The organism is Mesorhizobium sp. M8A.F.Ca.ET.208.01.1.1 (genome assembly GCF_004791315.1).
GTDB lineage: Bacteria > Pseudomonadota > Alphaproteobacteria > Rhizobiales > Rhizobiaceae > Mesorhizobium.
On record NZ_SRUT01000003.1, the window covers coordinates 580912 to 605790 of the forward strand.

The 24879-nt window shown below is 56.9% G+C and carries 21 protein-coding genes; 13 read left to right on the top strand and 8 right to left on the bottom strand.

Features of this window, described 5'->3' with window-relative positions; translation table 11 throughout:
* The first annotated feature begins 14 nt into the window (after nt 1-14).
* The 7 genes from EN851_RS19480 to rfbD all read left to right on the top strand — a co-directional run bounded on the left by EN851_RS19480 (nt 15) and on the right by rfbD (nt 6298).
* On the top strand, nt 15-605 hold the full coding sequence (locus EN851_RS19480; protein WP_127281119.1) for a biotin transporter BioY: 591 nt from the start codon (nt 15-17) through the stop codon (nt 603-605).
* Nucleotides 606-700: 95 nt separating this feature from the next.
* Nucleotides 701-1732: an NAD-dependent epimerase gene (locus EN851_RS19485; RefSeq protein ID WP_135929861.1), complete on the top strand. Its 1032-nt coding sequence runs from the start codon at nt 701-703 to the stop codon at nt 1730-1732.
* 100 nt (nt 1733-1832) lie between these two features.
* On the top strand, nt 1833-2645 hold the full coding sequence (locus tag EN851_RS19490; protein WP_135921529.1) for a class I SAM-dependent methyltransferase: 813 nt from the start codon (nt 1833-1835) through the stop codon (nt 2643-2645).
* 204 nt (nt 2646-2849) lie between these two features.
* Nucleotides 2850-3731, top strand: coding sequence for a glucose-1-phosphate thymidylyltransferase RfbA (rfbA, locus tag EN851_RS19495; protein WP_127281045.1), 882 nt, complete (start codon nt 2850-2852; stop codon nt 3729-3731).
* Between the two features lies 1 nt (nt 3732).
* Nucleotides 3733-4287: a dTDP-4-dehydrorhamnose 3,5-epimerase gene (gene rfbC / locus EN851_RS19500; protein WP_127281044.1), complete on the top strand. Its 555-nt coding sequence runs from the start codon at nt 3733-3735 to the stop codon at nt 4285-4287.
* A gap of 29 nt (nt 4288-4316) precedes the next feature.
* A complete protein-coding gene (rfbB, locus tag EN851_RS19505) occupies nt 4317-5387 on the top strand; it encodes a dTDP-glucose 4,6-dehydratase (RefSeq protein ID WP_135929890.1) in 1071 nt (356 codons plus the stop codon).
* A complete protein-coding gene (gene rfbD / locus EN851_RS19510) occupies nt 5384-6298 on the top strand; it encodes a dTDP-4-dehydrorhamnose reductase (RefSeq protein WP_135929862.1) in 915 nt (304 codons plus the stop codon). Before rfbB ends, rfbD begins: the two co-directional genes overlap by 4 nt.
* Before the next feature lie 2 nt (nt 6299-6300).
* Here rfbD and EN851_RS19515 read toward each other — a convergent pair whose 3' ends face one another.
* From EN851_RS19515 to EN851_RS19540, 6 genes are all read right to left on the bottom strand, one after another.
* Nucleotides 6301-7029, bottom strand: a complete 729-nt coding sequence (locus EN851_RS19515; RefSeq protein WP_135929863.1) for a hypothetical protein — start codon at nt 7027-7029, stop codon at nt 6301-6303.
* A 181-nt stretch (nt 7030-7210) separates the two neighbouring features.
* On the bottom strand, nt 7211-8575 hold the full coding sequence (locus EN851_RS19520; protein ID WP_135929864.1) for a class I SAM-dependent methyltransferase: 1365 nt from the start codon (nt 8573-8575) through the stop codon (nt 7211-7213).
* Nucleotides 8576-8623: 48 nt separating this feature from the next.
* A complete protein-coding gene (locus tag EN851_RS19525) occupies nt 8624-11626 on the bottom strand; it encodes a glycosyltransferase (protein ID WP_189521890.1) in 3003 nt (1000 codons plus the stop codon).
* A gap of 20 nt (nt 11627-11646) precedes the next feature.
* The gene (locus EN851_RS19530; protein ID WP_189521891.1) at nt 11647-12588 is read right to left on the bottom strand and encodes an NAD-dependent epimerase/dehydratase family protein; all 942 of its coding nucleotides are present in this window, start codon (nt 12586-12588) and stop codon (nt 11647-11649) included.
* Between the two features lie 104 nt (nt 12589-12692).
* Nucleotides 12693-13436, bottom strand: a complete 744-nt coding sequence (locus EN851_RS19535; protein WP_135929891.1) for an ABC transporter ATP-binding protein — start codon at nt 13434-13436, stop codon at nt 12693-12695.
* Nucleotides 13437-13440: 4 nt separating this feature from the next.
* A complete protein-coding gene (locus EN851_RS19540) occupies nt 13441-14256 on the bottom strand; it encodes an ABC transporter permease (protein WP_245511816.1) in 816 nt (271 codons plus the stop codon).
* Between the two features lie 454 nt (nt 14257-14710).
* Here EN851_RS19540 and EN851_RS19545 point away from each other — a divergent pair, with 454 nt between their 5' ends.
* The 4 genes from EN851_RS19545 to EN851_RS19565 all read left to right on the top strand — a co-directional run bounded on the left by EN851_RS19545 (nt 14711) and on the right by EN851_RS19565 (nt 20820).
* Complete coding sequence (locus tag EN851_RS19545; protein ID WP_189521892.1) at nt 14711-16861, top strand: rhamnan synthesis F family protein; 2151 nt, start codon at nt 14711-14713, stop codon at nt 16859-16861.
* Between the two features lie 257 nt (nt 16862-17118).
* Complete coding sequence (locus EN851_RS19550; protein WP_245520775.1) at nt 17119-19107, top strand: nucleoside-diphosphate sugar epimerase/dehydratase; 1989 nt, start codon at nt 17119-17121, stop codon at nt 19105-19107.
* A 119-nt stretch (nt 19108-19226) separates the two neighbouring features.
* Nucleotides 19227-20159 (top strand): glycosyltransferase family 2 protein, encoded by a 933-nt coding sequence (locus tag EN851_RS19560; RefSeq protein ID WP_135929869.1) that lies wholly within the window; start codon nt 19227-19229, stop codon nt 20157-20159.
* A gap of 121 nt (nt 20160-20280) precedes the next feature.
* Nucleotides 20281-20820 carry a sugar transferase gene (locus tag EN851_RS19565; RefSeq protein WP_135929870.1) on the top strand — a complete coding sequence of 180 codons (540 nt, stop codon included), beginning with the start codon at nt 20281-20283 and terminating at the stop codon, nt 20818-20820.
* Nucleotides 20821-20862: 42 nt separating this feature from the next.
* Here EN851_RS19565 and EN851_RS19570 read toward each other — a convergent pair whose 3' ends face one another.
* Together EN851_RS19570 and EN851_RS19575 are read right to left on the bottom strand one after the other, a co-directional pair.
* On the bottom strand, nt 20863-21810 hold the full coding sequence (locus EN851_RS19570; RefSeq protein ID WP_127279445.1) for an NAD-dependent epimerase/dehydratase family protein: 948 nt from the start codon (nt 21808-21810) through the stop codon (nt 20863-20865).
* 17 nt (nt 21811-21827) lie between these two features.
* Nucleotides 21828-23156, bottom strand: coding sequence for an O-antigen ligase (locus tag EN851_RS19575; protein ID WP_127279444.1), 1329 nt, complete (start codon nt 23154-23156; stop codon nt 21828-21830).
* Nucleotides 23157-23637: 481 nt separating this feature from the next.
* Here EN851_RS19575 and cysD point away from each other — a divergent pair, with 481 nt between their 5' ends.
* Nucleotides 23638-24543 (top strand): sulfate adenylyltransferase subunit CysD, encoded by a 906-nt coding sequence (gene cysD, locus EN851_RS19580; RefSeq protein WP_127279443.1) that lies wholly within the window; start codon nt 23638-23640, stop codon nt 24541-24543.
* A 2-nt stretch (nt 24544-24545) separates the two neighbouring features.
* Nucleotides 24546-24879: GTP-binding protein (locus tag EN851_RS19585; protein ID WP_245520776.1), on the top strand; the 334-nt coding region annotated here is incomplete at its 3' end.

Consider the following 24879-nt stretch of genomic DNA (forward strand, 5'->3'; position numbering starts at 1 on the left):
AATTGGGGAAGATCATGACAACCGCAACGACGACGCGCCCGCTTGTTTTTCTGGCCTTGCCGCAAGATGGTGCCGCGCGGCTGGCGACGCAGTTTTTCCTGGCGATTGCCGGGACACTGCTGTTGACCCTTTCGGCCAAGACCAGGGTAGTGCTCGGGCCTGTCGATATCTCGATGCAGACGCTCGCCGTCTTCCTGATCGCCGCCGCCTTCGGCATGCGGCTCGGCGTCGCCACTTTGCTGCTCTACATGGCGGAAGGCGCGATGGGCTTCCCGGTCTTCCAGGGCACGCCGGAAAAAGGCGTCGGCATCGCCTATATGCTCGGTTCGACCGGCGGCTATCTCGCCGGCTTCGTGGTCATGGCGGCGATTGTCGGCTGGGCCGCCGACCGCGGCTGGGACCGTCATCCGATCAAGCTCTTCAACGCCATGCTGGTTGCCGAAGTGGTGATGATGGCAATGGGTTTTGCCTGGCTGGCGCTGCTCATCGGCCCGGAAAAATCCTGGCAGTTCGGCGTCGTGCCGTTCATCGTCGGCGACCTGATCAAGGTGGCTCTCGCGGCCAGCCTCGTGCCGGCCGTCTGGTCATTGCTGAAGCGCTCCTGATTTGAGAACATCCGGCCCGGATCACTTCGGGCCGGAGCTTGGCCTGCGATGAGCTCGGGCCTGTTTCCCAGCCATGTCACGGACGGGCGTTTCTGATGAAGGTTCTGGTCACCGGCGCTGCCGGCTTCATAGGCTATCATGTCGCCAGGCGGCTCCTGGAGCGCGGTGACGAGGTTGTCGGCATCGACAGCATCAACGACTACTACGACCCTGAGATCAAGGAGGCGCGGCTGCGGCTGCTGGCCGAGGCGGGTCGCGGCACCAATGCCGGCTATCATTTCATCCATGGCAATCTCGCCGACCGCAGCGTGGTCGACGGCTGCTTTGCCGACCACGCCTTCGACCGGGTGATCCACCTGGCCGCGCAGGCAGGCGTGCGCTACAGCCTGGAAAACCCACACGCCTATGTCGAAAGCAACATCGTTGCTTTCACCAACATGCTCGAGGCCTGCCGCGGCAGCCGTGTCGGGCACCTGACCTATGCCAGCACCTCCAGTGTCTATGGCGCCAACACCGACATGCCGTTTTCCGAGCATCGCCCGGCCGACCATCCCTTGCAGTTCTACGCCGCCACCAAGCGCGCCAACGAACTGATGGCGCACAGCTACAGCCATCTGTTCGGCCTGCCCACCACGGGGCTGCGTTTCTTCACCGTGTACGGTCCCTGGGGGCGCCCGGACATGGCGCTGTTCCTGTTCACCAGGAGCATCCTGGCCGGCGAGCCGATCAAGCTGTTCAACAACGGCAACCACACGCGCGACTTCACCTATGTCGAGGACATCGCCGAAGGCGTGATCCGCGCCAGCGACAGCCCCGCCGCGGCCAACCCGGCCTGGGATTCCAGCCATCCGGATTCGGCGACCAGCAGCGCGCCCTGGCGCATCTTCAACATCGGCAACAACAATCCGGTGAAGCTGACCGCCTATGTCGAGGCGCTGGAAAACGCGCTTGGCCGCAAGGCCGTGATCGAACTCCTGCCGCTGCAGGCCGGCGACGTGCCCGACACCTTCGCCGACACTTCGGCACTGCAAGCGGCGGTCGGCTACCGCCCCCGGACCTCCGTCACCGAGGGGGTAGGGCGGTTCGTCGAATGGTACCTGGGTTATTTTGGGCAGCGTCAAGCGTGATGAACGCGCTCTTGGCCACCTAGACCGCCTCGCGGTCGAAAAAGGCCAGGAACAAAAATATGTGCTAGTCTCCCCAAGTCATCAGACGGTGGGGATTGCCATGTTGGAAACGGACAAACTGTTCGCCGGCTCGATTCCTGAAAACTACGACCGTTACATGGTGCCTTTGATTTTCGAGCCGTTCGCCGCGGATATCGCGCGCCGAGCCGCGGCCCTGTCGCCGGGGGCTGTCCTGGAAATCGCCGCTGGCACCGGGGTCGTCACCCGCGCATTGGCGCCAAGACTGGCCCCTGGCGCAAGCTATGTCGTGACCGACCTGAACCAGCCGATGCTCGACTACGCCGCCTCGCGACAGACACCCGACAGCCGCATCACATGGCGCCAGGCGGATGCGATGGCGCTGCCGTTCGAGGATGCGGCCTTCGATCTGGTCTGTTGTCAGTTCGGTGCGATGTTCTTTCCAAACCGCGCCTCCGCCTACCGCGAAGCCAGGCGGGTCCTGAAGCCGGGAGGCCGGTTCCTGTTCAACGTATGGGATCGCATCGAGGAGAATGTGTTCGCCGATGACGTGACCAATGCCCTCGCGCGGATTTTTCCCGACGATCCGCCGCGCTTCCTGGCACGCACGCCGCACGGCTATCACGACAAGGCGCTGATCCGTCGCGACCTTGAAGACGCGGGTTTCTCCGATGTCGCGATCGAGACCAGAGCCGAGCAAAGCCGCGCATCCTCGCCACGGCTTCCGGCCGTCGCTTATTGTCAGGGCACCGTCCTTCGCACCGAAATCGTGGCCAGGGACGCTGGAAAACTGGACGCCGCGACCGACTACGCGGCATCAGCCATTGCCGACAGACATGGCAGCGGCGAAGTTGCCGCCAAAATCCAGGCACATGTGATCATGGCCGCGGCCTGAATGGTGGAACGTCCACCCTGCGCAATGGCCGCTGCCCCGTCCTCGACAAGACGGAAAGTGCGATCAGTGGTCAGGCCTCGGCCTTGATGGCCGCTATCCAACATGGCCGACGCGTTTGTCGTATGCCGCATTGACAAGCCAATGCATGAAACCTAAGCACAGGCACACAGGGCCGGGGGGCTTTGGCATGTCGAGGAGAGCTTCTTGAAAGGAATTATCCTTGCTGGAGGCAGTGGAACGCGTCTTTATCCACTAACATTAGCAGTCTCTAAGCAAATTCTTCCCATTTACGACAAGCCGATGATCTATTATCCGCTGAGCGTGCTGATGCTCGCGGGAATACGAGAGATTCTGATCATTTCGACGCCCCGTGATCTGCCGGCTTTTCGTGGTTTGCTCGGCGACGGGTCGGAGTTCGGGCTGGCCCTGTCTTACGCCGAGCAGCCGCAGCCCAATGGACTCGCGGAAGCCTTCATCATCGGCCGCGATTTCATCGGCAAGGACAGCGTGTCGATGATCCTGGGCGACAACATCTATTTTGGCGACGGGCTATCGCAGCTTTGCCGCGTCGCGGCATCGCGCCAGAGGGGCGCCTCGGTGTTCGCCTACCATGTCGAGGATCCCGAACGCTATGGCGTGGTGTCTTTCGACAAGGCGACCGGAACCGCGCTGACGATCGAGGAAAAGCCGCAAAAGCCGAAGTCCAACTGGGCCGTCACCGGTCTCTATTTCTACGACAATAACGTCGTCGACATCGCCCCGACCATCCGTCCTTCGGCGCGCGGCGAGATCGAGATCACGGCCATCAACAATGTCTATCTCGAGCGCGGCCAGCTCCATGTTCACCGGCTGGGACGCGGCTATGCCTGGCTCGACACCGGTACGCATGACAGCCTGCACGAAGCCTCGTCCTTCGTGCGTACGATCGAGCATCGCCAGGGCATCAAGGTCGCCTGTCCAGAGGAAATCGCCTTCGAACAGGGATGGCTGACGGCGGACATGGTGCTGGATCGCGCAAGCCGGCTGGGAAAGAACGAGTACGCCGCCTATCTGCGCCGGCGCGTCGTCGATCTTTCGGAGGGTTAAGATGCTGGAGGTGAGATCCCTGGGCATCGACGGGGTGCTGGAAATCGTCCCGAAGCGCCATGGCGACGCACGCGGTTTCTTCATGGAAACCTACAATGCCGAGCGCTTTTCGCAGGCCGGCATCGACCTGACTTTCGTGCAGGACAACCATTCCTATTCCGCTGCCCCGGGCGTCCTGCGCGGGCTTCACTACCAGCTTGCGCCGCGTGCCCAGGACAAGCTGCTGCGGGTCATCCGCGGCAGCATTCTCGACATCGCTGTCGATATCCGCCGCGCCTCGAAAACCTTCGGAAAATGGGTCGCCCTCGAAGTGTCGGCCGAAAAAGGCAACCAGATCCTGGTGCCGAAGGGCTTCGCGCATGGCTTCGTCACGCTCGTGCCCGACACCGAGGTGCTGTACAAGGTGACCGACACCTATTCGCCCGAGCATGATCGGTCGATCCGTTTCGACGATCCCGCCATCGGCATAGAATGGCCGTCGCTGGCCGACGGGTTCCAGCTTTCGGACAAGGACCTCAAGGCGCCGACGCTGGCTACGGCCGAGGTGTTCGCCTGATGGAGCATGTGGTGCATAAGGACGGCGGGATGAATTTTCTGGTGACGGGCGGTGCCGGCTTCATCGGTTCGGCGGTATGCCGGCATCTGTGCGCCAATCCGGCCTACCGGGTGACCAATCTCGACAAGCTCACCTATGCGGGCAACCTGGCCTCGCTGCGGCCGATCGAGAATGCCCACAATTACAGCTTCGCCCAGGCCGATATCTGTGACGAAAGGGCGGTGCTCGACATACTGCGCCGCGACGATATCGACATCGTCATGAACCTTGCCGCCGAGAGCCATGTCGACCGCTCGATCGATGGGCCGGGCGCCTTCATCGAGACCAACATCGTCGGCACCTACAAGATCCTCAACGCCGCGCTCGAATACTGGCGCGGCCTGTCCGACGACAGGAAAAGCCGCTTCCGCTTCCATCACGTCTCCACCGACGAGGTGTTCGGCGATCTGCCTTTCGACGGCGGCATGTTCGTCGAGGAGACGCCCTATGCGCCGTCCTCGCCCTATTCCGCCTCGAAAGCGGCTTCTGACCATCTGGTGCGCGCCTGGCACGAGACCTACGGCCTGCCGGTCGTGCTTTCCAACTGTTCGAACAATTACGGCCCCTATCATTTCCCCGAGAAGCTGATCCCGCTCGTCATCCTCAACGCGCTCGATGAAAAGCCGCTGCCGGTCTACGGCGCTGGCGCCAATGTGCGCGACTGGCTGTTCGTCGAGGATCACGCGCGCGCCCTGGAACTCGTCGCCACGAAGGGGCATCCGGGCGAGAGCTACAATGTCGGCGGCAATTCGGAACGCACCAACCTCGCCGTCGTCGAGACGATCTGCGACCTGCTCGACACCAGGCGTCCGCGCGCCGGCGGCAGGCGCTATCGCGAGCTGATCTCCTTCGTCACCGACCGTCCCGGCCACGACCGCCGCTACGCCATCGATGCCACCAAGATAAGCCGCGAACTCGGCTGGACGCCCAGGGAGAATTTCGACAGCGGCCTTGCCAGGACCGTGGATTGGTTCCTCGACAACAAATGGTGGTGGGGACCGATCCGCGAGCAGCGCTATGCCGGCGAAAGACTGGGCGAAGCGCGCAAGGTGGGCGCGTGAGGCTCCTCGTCACCGGACGCAACGGCCAGGTCGCGGCGAGCCTGCTCGAGGCCGGCCAGGCGCGCGCGGGCGTCGAGGTCGTCGCCATCGGCCGCCCGGAGCTCGACCTGGCAAGACCCGATACCGTCATCGATGCCATCACCGCCGCCAAGCCTGACATCGTCGTGTCGGCCGCCGCTTACACGGCCGTCGACCAGGCCGAGGACGAGCCCGATCTGGCCTTTGCGGTGAACGCGACCGGCGCCGGCAAGGTGGCCGAGGCCGCGGCGCGGCTCGGCGTTCCAATCATCCATCTTTCGACCGATTATGTCTTCGACGGCAGCGCTCCCCACGCCTATGTCGAAGCCGACCCGACGGCGCCGCTCGGTGTCTACGGTGCCTCCAAGCTCGCCGGCGAGCAGGCGGTGGCCGCCGCCAATCCGCGCCACCTGATCCTGCGCACCGCCTGGGTCTACAGCCCGTTCGGAAAGAATTTCGTGAAAACCATGCTGAGGCTCGCCGCCGACCGCGACGAGATTTCGGTGGTATCAGATCAATGGGGAAATCCCACATCCGCACTGGATATCGCCGACGCGATCCTGCATGCGGCCACCACGCTGCACCGCGACAACGACGTAGCCGCGTTCGGCACCTATCATTTGGCCGGCACGGGCGAGACCAACTGGAGCGGCTTTGCCCGTCATATCCTCGACACAAGCTTGAAGTCTGGTGGTCCCTGGGCGCGGGTACGGGATATCACGACGATGGACTACCCGACCAAGGCGCGCCGCCCCGCCAATTCCCGGCTATCGAGCGCGAAATTCGCTGATGTGTTCGCATGGACGGCGCCGGACTGGCGGGAGTCGACGGAAGAGGTGGTGCGCAACATTTGCGAGCCAGATAGCGCATCAAGGTCGGTTTTTGGTATTTAAAGCTACTTTAAATACATCTCAAACTTGTGGTTTTTCAGAACCTTCACAAGTTCATCGTAGTTATCCAGGGCCATTGAAAGGTCATCCAGAGTATTCTTCGTCGTCTTGCTGAATGATTGGAACTCTGGAATCGATAAGAAGCGCGCTAAGTTTTTTAAGACAAAATCTTCCCTATATAGAAGGTCTTCGTACTCTATTTGTAGGGTCTGATTCTTCCAGCGATCTAGGGTGGATAATAGGTTAGTCCTGACCTCGTCGCATATCTCTGCAATTTCAATTATTTCCAAAGGGTCAATGGTAATCGAAGAGATCGTATCTCCGCCTACGGGAGCGTTATAGAGGCCGATCTTGTTCCAAAGCTTAAGCCCTGTCGATCGGGACACTGCTTGCTTGATGATATTTCTTCTGGTCAAAAGAATTAGCTTAAATCCCATCTCTTCAAGCTTGTCCAGCGTCCGGCTGCTGGGCAGATCGTAAGGTTTGGCCTTGAAACCAACGCACATCGCTTCCTTTTCTGGATCCACAGATCCATAGTCATCCAAAACCCAAGGATTTAGATTGTGGAGCGGGGCTTCGGCTTCTAGCGCATGAAGCAGCTGATCACATACGTCGAGTGACTGGCCTGCAAATATCTCCGAATAACAGATCACGTTCGGTGACGAATTGAGCAGAGAAACCAAGTGCGATGATCCGCTCCTAGCTTCGAAAAGGATGAAGAATCTGTCCCGCATTTTGTCTTTCGTTCCAAGCCAATTAGGCTACCATATTCAGAGCTGGTATCCTAGGACGCTGTTTGCGTCGTTGCCTCTAATAATTTCAAACCTGCGCTCAACTGAAGAGTTCCAATATCTGGCTATGTCCGTTCGACGGCCGGAGTAGGTAAGCGTTGGGGTGCGCTTAACGCGTTACTCATCACCGGCTTTCAGAATGTCTAAATGCGGGAGGACGTCGACGAGTGGGTCTCTGGCTTTTCACTGAGACGAAGGCGCCGTTAAACTGAACCGATCCACTCAGGCAGCGAACCCGGATGTGTGTGAGTGGCTTGTCCACTTTGTAGGCGACGGAAAACGAATTGTGCCAACGCGTCGGTCTTGCCTTGGTCAAATTTACAAGCTCAAACCGGTCTGACGTACAATCCTTGATCTCTATGGCAATCTCCGCTGTTTCGCCTGTGAAGCAGAAGGCGATTTCGGAAGCGCCTTCAATATTCGGTTCGGCTTCCCACTGGGCAGACTGGCTTGAAAGTGTTTTTGAAGGAGATTGCCAAAAGATCGGGGGCTCCTCATGGACCAGCCATAGAGGCCAAAAAGGCGATAGATATCGAACGTCTGATGTTTCCGACCCATGTCCACCTATGATCGTGTCAATCCATGCTCTTGCAAAGCTAGCATTAGGCTTCCCTGGAACGTTGCGTGACAGATAGCCTAGCAGATTTATCTCTTGGTGCTGAATCGGTTCCATATTAAGTGTTTCGCAGCAAAACGAATGCATCGGAAAGCTATAATCAACCAGGTCCGACGAAAATACCTGCTCTAGGTCATGGAAGCTGACGCCGCGTCCGATCCGGTAAAGTTGCTCCGTTGATCGTTCCCCGGACCAACTGTCAAACTCGGCAACGATCTCGCTTCGTTTTGCTTCTGTCTTCGCGAATTCAAACGCCAATCTATCAGGTAACCAATTAAAAAAATGTGCTTCGGTCGTATGGGAGTCAAATGGCAGTAATCTATTGGGCGATTCCATGATCAATACGTGGCCGCCGCGTCCAATGACATCGTCGGCCAAAGCAAGGACGTCCGCGCGTTCGGTAGGGGTCAAGTGCTCAATGACCGCATATAGAACCAACAAGTCGATTTCATCGGGAATTCCAAACGCACTTGGATTGTTTAGGACCCGAACTGCATTCTCGGCCACAAAAAACAAATTCTCTTGTCGTAGACTTCTTGCCCGCCGATTTGCCTCGTGTATCTGATCTTTTAGAAGATCGATACCAATATATCGCCCGAATAGATCGTTGATAGATAGAGATTTATTGCCAGTGCCGCAGCCAATCTCAACGGCGGTTTTATCTTGGCCGATCATTCCATGCCGGATGAGCATCGTGCGCAAGTAAAAAATCGCAGTGGTTATGCGATCCAGATCATATGGCGGCAAGCCTGAGAGTTCCATAGCAGAATAAAATGACTGGTATTTCTCCAAAGCGGTTTTGTTCGCGCGAGCTATATCGAAGTCCCACTTCGAGCCGCGAAAGAACTGTGACTGGTCAAACAACTTATACATAGACAATCTTCTCGATTAATATCCGTCAGACACTGGCCCTATAACGACTCAACGCCTGCGCCTGCCTGTCGCGCGCAGACACTTTGCTCCAATGCTACACGCGATCCTAAAACCACCCAGAATGGCCTTGGAAAGCATCGGAAACCGGCCGATTCTCAGTGCGACAGCGTCTGTGATCCGGACGGCTCTCCTCGTACGATGAGCCGCCAGTGTGCCAAGCAGGAAGTCGCGCTCCTGGTTCAGGGCGGCAACTTGTGCGTTAAGAGAGTTGAGCTCCGAACTGAGAGCTTCTCGTTGATTTCTTTCGTTAAGGTAGCCGTACGCTTGGGCTTCAATACGAAAGGCGTCGAATCGCGGGATGCCCTGAATATTACGGGCAATACGGCGAAGCCCAGGCCACGTTGCATAGGTTCTGACCATCGATGAGCTGCGAATCCTGTATAGGCAGCCAACGCGCGGAACAATCGCGATCTGCTCCCCCCTCGAGATCAGCCGCATATAAAGCGCCCAGTCTTCATATTTTGACTTATCCGTGTCATCCCAGCCACCCATCGCTCTGATCCGGTCGACGCGGAATCCAGAGTTGGCATGGCCAAGAATATTGTCCGTTAGGGCTGCAATAAGGCCGTCTCCGAGCGGCCGGTAGACGTAACTCTCTGATCGTTGGAGCTCAAACTTCGTTCCATCTTCAAAGGCCTGCAAGAAAGGAACAGCAGCTGCAGCGTTAGGATTGTTATTAAAACAGTCGGCCAAGTCCCTGATAAAGTTATTCAAAGGAATATCGTCTGAATCGACATTAATTAACAAAGCCGTATTGGCTGCCGCAAGGGCAGAATTCCTAGCTCCGGCCAATCCTTTATTTGTCTTGTGCCTAATAATTGACCAATCAAGTTTGACCTCTTTTTTGAGAAATGCCAACAGTGCCTCGTAATTGCTTTTGTCGGAACAGTCATCGACAAAAATCACCTTATCTGGCGGCAGGCTCTGGTTCTCAAGCGACCAGGTTAAATCTTTAATGTACCGAATGTCGGTATTGAAATATGGAATCACCACGGTAGTCGTTAACAGTCCTTGGCTCCCTTGTGTTCCCTTACTCTTCGGCCGGCATACGTCCGACAGAGAACGTCTAACATCCGCTTGATGCTGGATAACGCCGGCCTTTAATCTCTGCGCAAGTGTCGTTCTTTTCTTGGACGTGGTATTAACAACATGAAGAATTCGGTGGCTGAGCGCCTCTGAGGTAGGTTTGGAAAGGACATGCGCTGCCCATTGATGCGGAAGCATCTCTGGAACTCCGCCTGCATCCATCAATATCGGCAGCGCTCCAGCATCAATTATGTCAAATACCGTAAGTGGTTGATTGTCGGCTAGGTAAGGTAGGACGAACAGCGCACTTCGAGCGTGTTCATTCGCGAACAAAAGCAAATCGTCACGATGAAAATCGGTATGTTCATCCACGAAAAAGTGCGCTCGAACCTGATCCAGTAAGGGTGACGCCAGCCCTTCTTCTCCAGCCTTCGGGCCGATGATCACGATAGATCTCACTCCCGCTTCGAGAAGCTCAGCAGACGACGAAACAATCGTCTGCAAGAAAAGGTGAAAGCCTTTCATGCTTATCCGTTTGCCGACGAATACAAGCTTATCAACTGAGCCGATCACGCTATGGTCGACAGCCGAAAAGCTATAGGGATATCCAATCACTCGGATGTCCTGATGCAAGGACGCTATCCCAGCCTCTTCGTATAGCCTTTTCAGGAATTTGCTGGGGAAAACGATCGTGTCGGAATGTTCTATCGCTATCTTCTCACGAACCGCACTGAGATCGGCCGAAGCTCCGATCCACGTCTGCATTCCATTCTCAAGATAGTGCACCGCTCCGTGGCAATGGACGACCGTTCTCAATTGTGGTGGGAAGAGCGCGGCCCGCCCCGCTTGGGCAACCCGAAGGCCGATTCCCTGATATTCCTGATACTGAACAGTCTCTAAGTCAGGAAAGAAGAATAACAGTTGTAGGATGGCCTCAAGAGCCAAATCTTCTGTAGGCAGTCTTAAAGTGGAGTCGTCGGCAAATAGGTGCCTCGGAGTAGTCAGCTGCTTTCTGCGATGTAGGCTGTGCAACCGGGTATGTGGGCCCACGTAGACTACTAAGGTAGTTTCGGGCCCATACGCCTGTCGCTGTTGTTCGACAACCGTGCCTATTCCGCCCGAAGCACCAACTCCCTGAAATTCCGACGTTATAAGTATGTGGTGCGGTTCGCGCTTGTGATAGATCAACCCAGCATCAAGGAGCCAGTCAAGATAATGCGTGGTCGAAAATGAAAGCTCTAGATATGACGTAGAGAACGACTCGTCAAACTGGTTCATTCTTGTCCAGCCACAGCGATCAACACAAAAACCGGCAGAAATGAAAAACGCGATAAGCTCCTCCAGATTCCATTCTCTTACGTGAGCGCGGTTGTTCGGCAGGTCTTCGATTTCGGTTTTTTCCAATCTTGATCGGTCTGGCGTCGACACAACCAAGCGGCTTCGCTCATTGCGCCGCATCAAGGTTCGCATTCCACTAACCAAAGGTCTCACATCCACAAGATGCTCGATTACGTCACTCAAGATGATGACCGCGGGTAGATGTTCCGAAAGCGATTCGAAAACTTGGCGTATGTCTGTGTATTGGGTGATATCGCACTCGACCCAACTGCGATCCAGGTGCCTCCCTTTCGCGACTAACAGTGAACTGAGAAAATCAACGCCAATCGTATTAAACGACTCCCTTGGAAAATAATGAGCTAGCTTATCTCCATTTCCGCATCCAATGTCGATAATATTCGAAATATTATGCGCTTCAGCTAGCCGCCGCGCGTGATGGTACACATCAGCTTGCCAAATCACGGTTGACTTAGCTGTGTCGCCAAAAATTTCGCAGACGCGTCGAGCTGCGGAATGGCAGCCAAAATTCGCACCGAGCGTGGCAATAGTAACATCTGGAGTAATATCGTCCCCGACGAATGGAGCGACTTCAATGTCGCGATTAGAAAAATTGAACAACTTATTCATCGAGTTCTTCAAGCCACGCATCAGATTTCAAGGTCTTTAGTTAGCCATTCGACGGTGTGCCCAACGCCTTCCTGAAAGTCCACTTCAGGACGCCATCGTAGAATCGTCTGTGCTCTAGAGATATCGAGAACCACAGCGGGCGCATCATCAACCCGGCCTGGACGATATTGCACCTGTGGCTTCTTTCCTATATTCGTTTCTAGCGCTTGAAGTACGTCTTTCAAGCTGTGCCCCAAGCCGGATCCTATATTGAAGATGCGATCGCCGCCCGTGTGCCCAGCGAGCAGAATCATCGCTTCGATAGCATCCGAGACATAGAGGAAATCACGAACAACATTTCCGTCCCCCCAAATTTCAATTGTCTCGTCCAGCAGCATTTTCTTTGCGAATGCGGCGATGACACCTTGGTTCTTTTCGGCGGTTTGGAATGGGCCAAAAGGATTTGCCAACCGCGCTATCCGATAGTCCACTTGATGGAGGCGCTCATATAGAGAAAAGTATTTTTCGGACGCAAGTTTGTTGATCCCGTAGGACGTTATCGGGTTCTCCGGGTGATCTTCAGCCATTGGAAGCGTTAATGGAAGACCATACACGGTGCCGCCAGACGAAGCGAATATAATTCTTCCAATATTGAATTCTTTACATTGCTCAAGCAGATTCAGTGTAGGTAAAAGACTTGTCTTTACGTCTATTGTCTTATTAAAATTGGACGCATGCGGAGTATTTGAATTTGCCAAGTGAAAAACGACGTCAACGTCAAATAAGGTGTTAGCAAGGACGGACTGATCAGAAATATCGCCCTGACGCCACTCCACCTGTTCCAGTGCCTTAGGAAAAGCTGCCCTGCGGCCAATGGCTCGTACCTTAGCACCCAGTTCGTTGAGTCTTAGGCAAAGATTAGTGCCGAGAAATCCGCCTGCGCCAACAACCGCGCAAACCTTTCCGTTTACAAAAGACGTCACTGATCTATTTCCATTTAGTTTCCTACGGATAGCTTGTACATAGAACTACTGATCGTGCTGGGGTAATGTAGTGTCTAGGTAAGATTCTCGCGTTCGATATCTGCTCAGTTTCCGAAGTATTGTGTCGCAACATCTTGAGCTGCTCCATCCAGCCGAATTCTGCCATGCTCCAGCCAAACAATCCGACTGCAGTTCTGGAGCAGCAATTCTCTGGAATGACTCGCCAGAACCAGAATCTTTGTCGAACTTACAATCTCTCGCAATCGGCGATTAGCGCGCTCCTTAAAGTCTTCATCGCCGGTCGAAAGCCACTCATCCATGATGAGAATCTCCGGCCGAATCGAGGTTGAGGTTGCGAACGCCAATCTCAGTTGCATGCCAGATGAGTATGTACGGAAAGGCATATCGAGAAAATCCCCAAGCCCGGAAAACTCAGTTATTTCATCCAACCTTTCTCGCAATTCAGATGGGGTGAGTCCCATCATCGCGGCGCGCAAGCGAATGTTTTCCCGACCGGTCGCCTCGGGGTCTATGCCAAGACTGATATTGATGAGCGACACGCACTCGCCGTCAACGGCGGCGTTCCCAGAGGTCGGCGAATAAATTCCGGAAAGGACACGCAGCAGCGTGGTTTTACCCGAGCCATTGTGTCCAATGAGACCGACTCGCTCCCCTTCTTTGATCTCGAGATTGATGTTCTCCAAACCCTTCACGACGATGTTTCCGTCGTGATGGCGCTCGATGGCTCCCCCCGTTGCAACGCTCAGGACGCGGTTTTTGAAAGATCGACTCGCCGCATTGTAGACGGGAAATGCAACGGAGACGTTGTTGAGACAGACGTGAGACATTTTTTCAAAGCCAATAGGGAACGCGTCGACGATACCGATCAAAAAACCAGATGGCAAAAATCCAACCAAGCGCCGACATGACAAGGGCAACCCCCCAGCTCAATGCCGCTGGCTCCTGGCCTAGCAACGGTTCGCGCACGATCGTCATCAAATGGTAAAATGGGTTGAGATCGAATAGATAACGAGAGGCACCTTCCGGAAGGGTTTTCGGCTGCCACATAATTGGCGTAACGTAGAACAGAACCTGTAAAAGATTTTGCAATACCTGAGTAAGGTCGCGATATCTTGCGCACACAAGGCCAAGAATTAACATCATCCACAGCAGATTGAGTACGACCAAAAGAAACCCCGGAACGGCCAGCGGAATGGCTGCAGAAACTGGCGCTCCTACAAGGACAATCAGAACAGGGAAAATGAGCAGATTGTGAGCGAAAATGATCGCATTCCTCAACATCGTTCTTAACACGTGTGTGAACAATGGCATTCGCACCTGGAGAATGATTCCCTCGGCGCTAATGAAACTCGTGCAACCCTCATTCAGGCAGGAGGAGATGAACCCCCATGCGATCATTCCGCTGCAGATGAACGGGAGGTACTCCTGCATAGGCGTTCTAAACAGGGTTCCAAACACAACGCCCAAAGCGCCAATCAGCACACCCATGTTGATCGTCAGCCAAAAGGCCCCAACACGTGATCTACGGTAGCGCTGGGCTATATCCTGCCATGCGAATGTCGTGGCAAGATGATGCTTTTCCAGCGCTTCGGCAATGTCACGCAGTGCATTTTGGGTCGTTGACTTGATTTTGGTCGCTCGAACCAAGGGAGTCCTCATTTCGATGTTCAGCGAGCAGCGAATAGATCATTTGACCAGGATTAGGAAGCCAAACCGCCAGCTAGACCCCGCGACCAATGTGCACTGCGCCGCACGCGCGGCGATTACGGCAACATGCTGCGGTTTCGGTGGTGATCAACCCGTAAATCCCATGTCGGCCCTTGATCTTGCGGATGGAATGCTGCATTCGGCAGCGAAACTGTATGGCAAAGCGATTTTGTCGGCTGCGTTGGCTGTCATCGGGGATCGGTGAGGCCGGCTGGAGCGGCGTCGCGCCATCAATTGCACGCTAGCCGAGTGCTTAGTTGGCCCATGCCGTCGTGAAGGACTATCCACACGACATCCAGGTTAACGTCCATGAGAAGGTACAAAAATGCGCAGAGCGCTCTCATTGGTAAGGCACGGTGTCTTTGTCGTTAGGACTGAAGGGGTGCGGTCCGCCGTGGTGAAGACGCGTCGCTTTGTCGCGGAAAGGCGTTCTCGTACCTCCTCGTTTTCCTTTTTCAGCAATGACGGCGCCGTGAGCGCCCGGCGCCCTTTGCCAGAGAGCGATATTGCCCTTCAGATACCGTTGCCGGTCGCCCCTAACGCAGTGGTGCAGAACGACATCGCGGTAATTATTCATGTATATTATACAGATGTTTTTAAAGAAATTCTGCTGCAGCTTAAAAATATCGAATCAGGGTTTCGTCTTTATGTGTCAACAACAGATGATGAAAAACGAAAATCGATACAGGGCATCTGTACAGAGTGTGGAATTGGAGGCGCGGAGGTCCGCGTTTTTGAAAACAGAGGCCGGGATATTGCGCCGAAGATTGTTGGGTTCAGCGATGTATACAAAAAGCATGAATTCTTCCTTCATTTGCACACGAAGAAATCTCCGCATCTGTCGTCATTAGATGGGTGGCGTGAATATTTGATTCAAAATCTTATTGGATCTAAGGAGATAGTTAGATCTATTCTACTACTTTTCACATCCGACGAAAAACTTGGCGTGGTATACCCTCAGCATTTTTATCCGATACGTGAAATGCTCAATTGGGGGTTTGATTTTGAAACGGCAAAGGCTCTTCTGGGGCGGGCCCATTGGGAGCTCAGCAAAGATAGCGTCCTGGAATTTCCTTCAGGCTCTATGTTCTGGGGCCGGTCTGCGGCTTTGGCGCCGCTCCTCGATCTGGGCCTGACATTCGAAGACTTCCCAAGCGAGGCTGGGCAGGTAGACGGTACATTGGCGCATGCGATAGAACGCAGCTATTTGCATTTTGCAGAATGCGCTGGGTTTCATTGGTTCAAAGTGCAGACCGGTGTTGGAGTTGGTTCAGCTCGGTCGGGAGCGCTTCTCAAGGTCGAAAAGGCTGAAGATCCCAGCATCGTAGAAAAGGTATACCTGCCCCTTTTTGAAGAGCCAGGACGATCAGATCTCTTAATGGGCCGACAATATGGCGAACTCCGCCCACTAAGGATATCGAAGTCCAATAAGCTCAAGCCGAGAATCAACTTGCTGCTGCCCACGATAGATCCCCGGCACATTTTTGGAGGAATATCGACAGCCATAAAAATATTCGATGAGATTTGTCTTGAGTTGGTCGACTTCGATAAGAGAATTATCGTCCTCGATTCGCCCGTGGAAGAGGGCCACCTACATGGACTCCGAGAATACGCGTTAAATTCGAGCGATGGCCCCGCTGTTATTTTTGAGGCATTCGATCGAAGGCGCCGGCTGGACATCCGTAAAGATGACTTCTACATGTCGACTGCTTGGTGGTCCGAATATCTAAGAATCTCGTCCATTGCACGGTTCCAGAAGAAGGCTTTTGGGCGACGAGCTAGGGCACTATACTTCATGCAGGATTACGAGTCGAATTTTGTGCAGTGGTCCTCACGTTGGGCGATTGCCGAATCGACTTATGACCTGGACGAAAGTGTCATCCCTCTTGTCAATTCGGAAGAGCTTTCCTCATTTATAAATCATAGATTTGGTCGCGCCGATCAAATCGTGGTTCCGTTTCGCGTAAACGATACGATTAGGAATAGGATAAGGATGGTCCCGAAGGAGAGGATCATTCTCTGTTACGGTAGGCCGGCAGCGGCCAGAAATTGCTTCGAAATAATTGTAGATGGGCTTTCTCTGTGGCAGCAAAGAAATCCGATCGAGGCGAGCAAATGGCGAGTCGTGTTCTTGGGGGAGGACTTTGACGAAAGCAAGATGTGGCCGGTGCAGAATGGTGCTGTTCCTGGGAAAGTTACGCTTGAAGCGTATGCAGAATACCTAAGCCGTGCAAGCGTTGGAGTATCTCTGATGATTTCGCCACATCCTAGCTATCCGCCGTTAGAGATGGCTCACGCCGGCTTAATTACTGTATCGAACAACTATGACACAAAGAGGATTTCCGACCGAAGCGGTAATCTACTGGGCCTTGACTTTGTTACGCCGGACTCCGTTGCCAGGGCCGTGGGACAGGCCGTATCGATGGCAGAAGAAAACGTTGGTATCACGATGGCGCAAACCGAAATCCGTGAGCTTCCATTCGTTGGAACAAAATATGATCCTAGGAAGATTGCAGCGCTTCTTAAGGATGGAACTGCAGGGTAGCTGGTGATTCCACTAGGAAATTAACAGCAGCTACGTGAACCTACGCAGATCGTCTAGTGGACATCGGCACCAGATGCCAAAGGGCTTGGTGACGACTCTCCCCCAAAAAAACATCTGGCTATGCCCCGCGGCCCGCAGTATGCGATACAGCAGGCGGGGGCCGGAAATGCTACTTGGAAGTGTGACGGTCACGAATGGTTCTCGTGCTGACACTTTGCGGGTAGTCATGCCGACAGCCTGGAGTTTAGTACTGCCTAATGAATACTTCCCTGGAAGCTGTGTTCGGGCTCAGGCCACAGGTGCGGCGCGCCTTCATCATGGTCCAGGACGTGGTCATGGTCCTGGTCGCCGTGGCGCTCAGCCTTGTCCTGTCGCGGTCGGATCTTTCGTTCGGGGCGCTCTCCACGGAGGGCCTTGTCACCTGGGCCGGCATCGTTCTCATCAGCCATCTTCTGTTCAGATATTGCGGCCTCTACACCACGGTCTGGCGCTTCGCCTCGACGCCTGATTTCTTCAACATCCTGAAGAGCTGCGCGATCCTGACATTCGTGCTCTACGCAGTCTCGCTGGTCGTGCGCTTCTTCCAGCCTGTCGCGGGCCTCAACGAGCGCCAGTTCATCGTCTTTTTGCTCGTCTCCTTCACCATCATCTCGGCGCCCCGGCTGTTCTACCGCTTCCTACGCGACGGCGCGAGCTGGGGCGTTCTGAACGGCAAGGCCGAAACAGCGCGCGCCAAACAGGCCCTGTTCGTCGGGCGGCTGAGCGAGGCCGACCTGATCATTCGTTTCACGCGCACGGCGCAGCCCGCCGGCCATTCCATCGTCGGCATCATGGCCACCGAGCACGGCGCACCGCTCGGCACGCGCATTCAAGGGGTTCCCGTGGTGGCGACCCGGCCGCGCCTGATCGATGTGCTGGAGGATTATGCGACCGGCACCAAGAGCCTCGATCTCCTGATCTTCGGCAGCGGCGCCGAGCATGAGATCGAGGAATATTCGGAGCTTGTCCGCGTCGCGCGTCACGGCGACATCGGGGTCGTGCAGTTCGCGGGGCTTTCGCAGCTGGGCCAGGAGGGAAAGCTCGTTCTCGATGCCGTCGAGATGGAGACGATCCTGCGCCGCCCGACGGTGCCGTCCGACATCGAGCGCATCGGTGCCTTCGTCGGCGGCAAGCGCGTCCTGGTCACGGGAGGCGCCGGCTCCATCGGCCGAACGCTGGTCAAGCGGTCGCTGGAGCTTGGGGCCGACGCCGTGCTGGTCGCCGACAATTCCGAATTCGGCATCTTCCAGTTGAGCCAGTATATCGACGAGAAGCACCATGACCGCCTCAAGGTCCGCATCGTCGATGTCGCGGACCGGCGCCAGATGACGCGTGTCGTCACCGAGTTCAAACCGGACATCCTCTTCCATGCCGCCGCGTTGAAGCACGTTCCGCTGCTGGAGGAGAACTGGGAATCGGCCATCCAGACCAATGTCTTCGGCACGCTTGTCTGCGCCGAAGTCGCCGCCAGGTGCGGCGTGGCGCAATTCGTCATGGTCTCGAGCGACAAGGCCGTCGATCCGACGTCCGTGCTTGGCATGACCAAGCGGGCCGCCGAACAGATCGTCAGCGCCTTGCATGGGACACCGGCCGGCGAACCGGGCGGGCGCCGCCCCGCCACCAAGTTCATCGCGGTGCGCTTCGGCAACGTCTTCGGCAGCAATGGCTCGGTGGCGACCATATTCCAGGCCCAGATCGAGGCCGGCGGGCCGGTCACCATAACCGACCGACGCATGACACGCTATTTCATGACGGTCGCCGAGGCCGTCGATCTCGTCATCATGTCGGCGGCCGATGCCGCGTCGCGGCCGGCCGGCCAGGACTACGCCGTCTACATGCTCGACATGGGCAAGCCCGTGCCGATCCTCGAAGTGGCCGAAACGATGATCCGCATGGCGGGAAAAAGCCCCTATACGGACATCCCGATCCGCTTCACGGGCATCCGGCCGGGTGAAAAGCTCCACGAGACCCTTCACGGCGAAGACGAGGAACTGGTCGAGCTCAGCATCGCCAAGATTTTTGGCCTGAGCACCGATGTCGCGCAGTGGTCGGATGTCCAGGCAGCGCTTGCAGCGCTGCAGCAATCCATGAAGAGCCAGGACAAGGCGGCCTCGCTCACCATCCTGGCCGATCTCGACCGCACGACGAAGACAAGGGCGAACGCGCAGCACGACGCGGTCCCGAAGACGGCCGGGCAGGCGAGCTAAAGCAATTCCAGGAAAAGTGCGCAGCGGTTTTCTGTCCGGAATTGCGTGAAAACAAGAGACGAGCAATTCCAGGAAAAGTGCGTTGCGGTTTTCCTCGCGCGGTAAGGCGTTTGACATCAGTGAGTAAGACAGATTTGCGCATTGCCGTCCTGATGGCCACGAAGGATGGCGCCGCCTTCATCGACGAGCAACTGCAATCGCTGCTCGCGCAGTCCCATCCTCTGATCGACCTGTGGATATCCGACGACGGCTCCGTCGATGGCACGGTTGCCATCATCGAAGCCTGGAAGCCCCGTTGGACAAAAGGCCGGATAAATCTGGTGGAAGGGCCGCGGCAGGGCTTTGCCGCCAATTTCCGGTCGATGATCCTCGACCCGCGCATCGATGCGGATTGCTACGCCTTCAGCGACCAGGACGATGTCTGGGAGCCCGACAGGCTGGAAAGCGCCCTTGGCTGGATGCAGCCATTTGACGCGGCGCAACCGCTGATGTCCTGCTCGCGAACCGCGACCATGACCGAAACCGGGAGTCTGGTCGGCCATTCGCCGCTGTTCAGCCGTCCGCCGTCCTTCCGCAACGCGCTCGTCCAGAGCATTGCCGGCGGCAACACCATCCTGCTCAACCGCGCCGCGCGCGATCTGTTGGCCAGGGCCTCCGCCCGGACCGGCTTCGTCAGCCACGATTGGTGGGCCTATCTGATTGTCACTGGTGCCGGCGGTGTCGTCCGCTACGATCCGCGGCCACTGGTACGCTACCGCCAGCATGCGGCGAATCTGGTCGGCGCCAATGTATCGTGGCGGGCACGGATCTCGCGGCTCGGCCGCCTGTTCAAGGGCCAGTTCGCGGACTGGACCGATCTCAATCTTGCCGGCCTCGCCGTCAATCGCGATCTCCTTACGAAGGACGCACTGGCGTGCCTCGACCTATTCGCGAACGGTCGGCAAGGTAGCCTTTTCCAACGCCTGGGCGCGCTGCGCAAAAGCGGCGTCTATCGACAGACTTTTGCCGGGAGCCTTGGGCTCTATCTCGCCTTTGTGCTGGGCCGTATCTGAATATCGGGAGACCGCTTGGCGCGCTTGGTCAGCAAGGCGACCTCATGCTACGTCGACCGGATTGATGGGCTTCGCTCGTGGTGCCGCGTGAAGCCCTGGCAGGGAGTTCTATCGGCCACTCATGACGACAGCCAAGAAAATCTTCGATCTCGCCGGTGCGGCTGCGCTGCTGGTGGCAACCTCTCCCATCCTGTTGCTCGCCATTCTTGCCGTCCGCGCATCATCGCCCGGTCCGGTGATTTTTTCCCAAACGCGGATTGGCCGCGAAGGCGCGCTTTTTCGCTGCCACAAATTAAGGACGATGTACGAGGGAACGCCATCCTTGCCCTCGCATGAAACCCCCGCGAGCGCCGTGACATCGGTTGGAAAGAGCTTGCGGAAATTCAAGCTCGACGAGTTGCCGCAGCTCTGGAACGTCCTTTGCGGCGAAATGAGCCTGGTCGGGCCACGTCCCTGCCTGCCGACCCAGACGGAACTGATCGAATTCCGTAGCCGGCTGGGGGTTTTGCAGGCTCTGCCCGGGATGACGGGTTTGGCGCAGATCAGGGGCATCGACATGTCGAACCCGCGACTTCTGGCCGAAACCGATGCCATCTATCTCAGGACCGCGTCGTTCTGGCTCGACCTTCGCATCCTGTTTGGGACACTCTATCGCGGCTGAGCAGGCCTGCTCCGGAAGCAGAGGCCGGTCCTTGGATCAGGGTCACACAGGAAGCCGGGGCCTTCGGAGCCGCGCCATCTCGGCCAGCCGCTCCAATGTCTCGGTTTCAGGCGCCCAGCCTTCCGAGGCAAGGAGCGAAGGGTCGCATATCTGGGTCGCGGTCAGGCTGTCCCAGAACGTCCGCTTGCCGAGCAGTATGGCGGCCGCCCGCATCGGTCCGGCCGGCATTGTCACCAGGCGCTTCGGTCTGCCGAAACCGCGGCGAAAGGCACCGATGATGGCAGCGACGGAAACCGGCGGCACGTCGCTGGCGGTATAGATCGGACGAAGCGGCTGCGAATGGCAAAGCAGATGCCACACCGCCCCCGCCGCCGATTGCGATGACAGCAGCGAGCGGTTTGCCGTCAGCGCGCCCGTCGGCATCGGCAGAGCCGTATCGGCGAGCCGCATCAGCGTCGCTAGGTTCCCTTTCATGCCGATCCCGTAGACCGGAGGCAGCCGCAATATGGCGGCGTCGGCACGGCCGTGCGAGGCATAGGCGCCCAATACGGCAATTTCTGCTTCGCGTTTCGAGCGCCCGTAGGCGTCCTGCGGTTCGGGGACTGTGTCTTCGTCGATCGTTGCGCTGGCACGCGCACCGATCACGGCCCGGATCGAGGAAAGATGGATGAACCGTCCGCTTGCCTGCGCGGCGGCGGCATGCGCCAGGCGCGCGCTCAATTGCGCATTGGCTGCCAGAAAGTCGCCTTCGGTGGCGTTGCCCTGGTCATTGTTCAGACCCGCGCAATGGACGATATCCGTAACATCCCTGGTCAGCGCCAGGAAAGCCGGGGCAGGTGCATCGAACGCCGGCATCGGCATGGCGTCGGAGCCCGCATCAAGTCTCTCCGGCTGGCGGGAGGCGAGGCGAAGCTCGACACCGGCCTGACGAAGCCGATGGACCACCTGGCGGCCGATGAAGCCCGTCGCGCCCGTAACCAGGACTTTCATTGTCTTGCCCGCACCGGTTACTGGACGACTGGCGGGGGGGCCAGGCTTTCCACCGCTGGTGGAAGGGCTTGCCTTTCCACCAGCGGTGGAAGGGCTTGGTCTTCCACCAACGCAGCTTGGCGGCCACAGGCAAGATATGTTCCCGACACCAGGAAGATCATAAAAACCGAGTCCAGAATGTCATGGCCGATCAGGATGCCCGTCATTCCGGCGGTCAGATAGGTGATCACGAGGGCGACGATCATGGTGGCGCCGAACCGCTCAACCGGATCGGCGCTGTCGCGAAGGACCCGGGCGGCATTTCTGGCGGCAACCACGAAGATCGCCGCCAGCGTCACCGCACCCAGGATTCCCGCTTGCACCAAGGCGGTCAGGAAGCCGTTGTGGAAATGATTGAAACCTTCATCCATCCCGAACTGATCCTGAAAACCCTGCTTGATCAAGAGCCGGGTGGCACCCACGCCATGTCCGAAAAATGGCATCTCCCGAAATGCCTTCAGCCCGATATCCCAAAGGGCGACGCGCGATCCCAAAGCTGTCGTGTGGTCACCATGGGTCAGCGCATCCCAGTCCGAGTGCAGAAATGCGACACGCCCCGCTATCGTCTGGGACCCGAAAACCGCGATCGTGGCTGCGATCGCGGCCAGCAGCAAAAGCACGCGAACGGCATTTCTCCCTCTCAGCTTCTGCTGGTTGATCAGCAGAACGGCGATACCGGTAATCAGCAGTGCCAGCCAGACGATGCGGGTACCGGAGTAGATGATGGCGATCGTTCCGCCGAGTGCAGCGCAGATAAGGGCGATCCTGTATCTCTCTATGCCAGACAGGGCAGCGGCCACGCAGGTCACCACTGCAAGGCAGAGGACCTCAGCGAACACGATCGCATTCCCGGCCCCGCCCTCGGCGCGTATGCCAAGCCGATATTGCTGATAGACCGCCAGCAGCAGCGCTCCAAAACAGGCAGCCATGCTGGCCACCACAATGATGCGGACGAGCGTTGTCTTTTGCGTAATGCTCCAGGTCGAATAGGAGATGGGAAAAAACAGAAAGGTGATCAGCGGAACAAGATGCCGCGCGTCCGTGACGATCGCGTGGTTGACGAGGGACGCCAGGACGTTGCTTGCGCAATAGGCACAGATCGCGATCGTCAGCGCCATCATCGCCCGGTCGACATTGAAGCGTCTTCTCTTCAAGGCGATCAACAGGACGGACCACAGGCCACCGCCATTGAACACGAAGCTGACCACCGACCCCAGGACCGGGGGAGAAAAGAAACAGAGAATGGAGAAGTAGATATTGATCCGCGAAGGCGTGAACTGCTGCCTTATGAATGAAAGCCGGTTCAATTTTCGGACCTGCTATTCTTGAGAAATTTTATGCGGCACATCATGTTTGGTGAAACCGAATGTGCTCGCTTCGAAATTGCCCATGCTCCATCACGCACTTGCCCGCTCTCGAAAAGCGTATAGCGGCTGGGTCGCTGTTTCGATAGTGCGCCCGGATCGATCGCCGCCGAAATCCGGCAGTTGGGGACCGTTGACTCCTGCAGCGTCCCCGCACAACTCTCTCACAGGCAATATTTTTCCTGCCTTTTCCCGACCGGAGGCCGTACAAGCAGAAATTTCCGGGTTTTGCCACAAGCATGGAAAATTCATTCCCGAACGAACCGCTGCCGGGCTCCTCCTGCATTGTTCTGGGCCGTTACGATCTGCTAGAACGCCCGCACGAAACACTTTGTCCAGAAGCGAAGCTTGAACCGGGCGTAAAAGGCTCGATGTTTTGACGTAGGATCTTCTGTTGCAAGGCACGAGAGAACGCTCACGGTCCATGATATCAGCGCTTACGCATCTGCAGCGGCTTGAAGCCGAGTCCATCCACATATTCCGCGAGGTCGCGGCTGCCTTCACCAAGCCGGTCATGCTTTATTCCGTCGGCAAGGATTCGTCGGTGCTGATGCATCTGGCGATGAAGGCGTTCTATCCGGCCAAGCCGCCATTCCCCTTTCTTCACGTCGACACCACCTGGAAATTTCGCGAGATGATCGCATTTCGCGATCAGATGGCCCAGAAGCTGGGTTTTGACCTTCTGGTTCATGTCAACGAAGACGGCGTGCGCGACAACATCAATCCGTTCGATCACGGTTCGAACACCCACACCCATGTGATGAAGACCGTGGCGTTGCGCCAGGCGCTCGACAAATACGGCTTCGATGCCGCCTTTGGCGGCGCCCGTCGCGACGAGGAAAAGTCGCGCGCCAAGGAGCGCATCTTCTCCTTCCGCAATGCCCAGCATGTATGGGATCCGAAGAACCAGCGGCCCGAAATGTGGAAGATTTTCAACACGCGTATCGCGCAGGGTGAATCGATCCGCGTCTTCCCCTTGTCGAATTGGACCGAGCTCGACATCTGGCAGTACATTCTGCAGGAAAACATTCCGATCGTGCCGCTCTATTTCGCCAAGCGGCGGCCGGTCGTCGAACGCAATGGCATGTTGATCCTCAAGGACGATGATCGCATGAAGCTGCTCCCCGGCGAGGTCGTGGAGGACCGCCTGGTGCGGTTCCGTACGCTTGGCTGTTATCCGCTGACCGGCGCCATCGAATCCGACGCCGACACACTCGAAGCCATCGTTGGCGAGATGCTGACGGCACGCACGTCCGAACGGCAGGGTCGGCTGATCGACCGCGATGAAGCCGGTTCGATGGAGAAGAAGAAGCGCGAGGGGTATTTCTGACCATGCGCCACATCATGGCAAAGAGCCTCGCTCCAACGGACGGCGTCCGCGACTATCTGGCGGCGCAGGAGAAGAAGTCGCTGCTGCGCTTCCTGACCTGCGGTTCGGTCGATGATGGTAAGTCGACGTTGATCGGTCGGCTTTTGTCCGACACCAAGCAGATTTTCGAGGACCAGCTCGCCGCGCTCGAACGTGATTCGCGAAAGCACGGCACGACGGGCGACGACATCGACTTCGCGCTGCTGGTTGATGGCCTCGAGGCCGAGCGCGAGCAAGGCATCACAATCGACGTCGCCTACCGCTTCTTCGCCACGCCGAAGCGCAAGTTCATCGTCG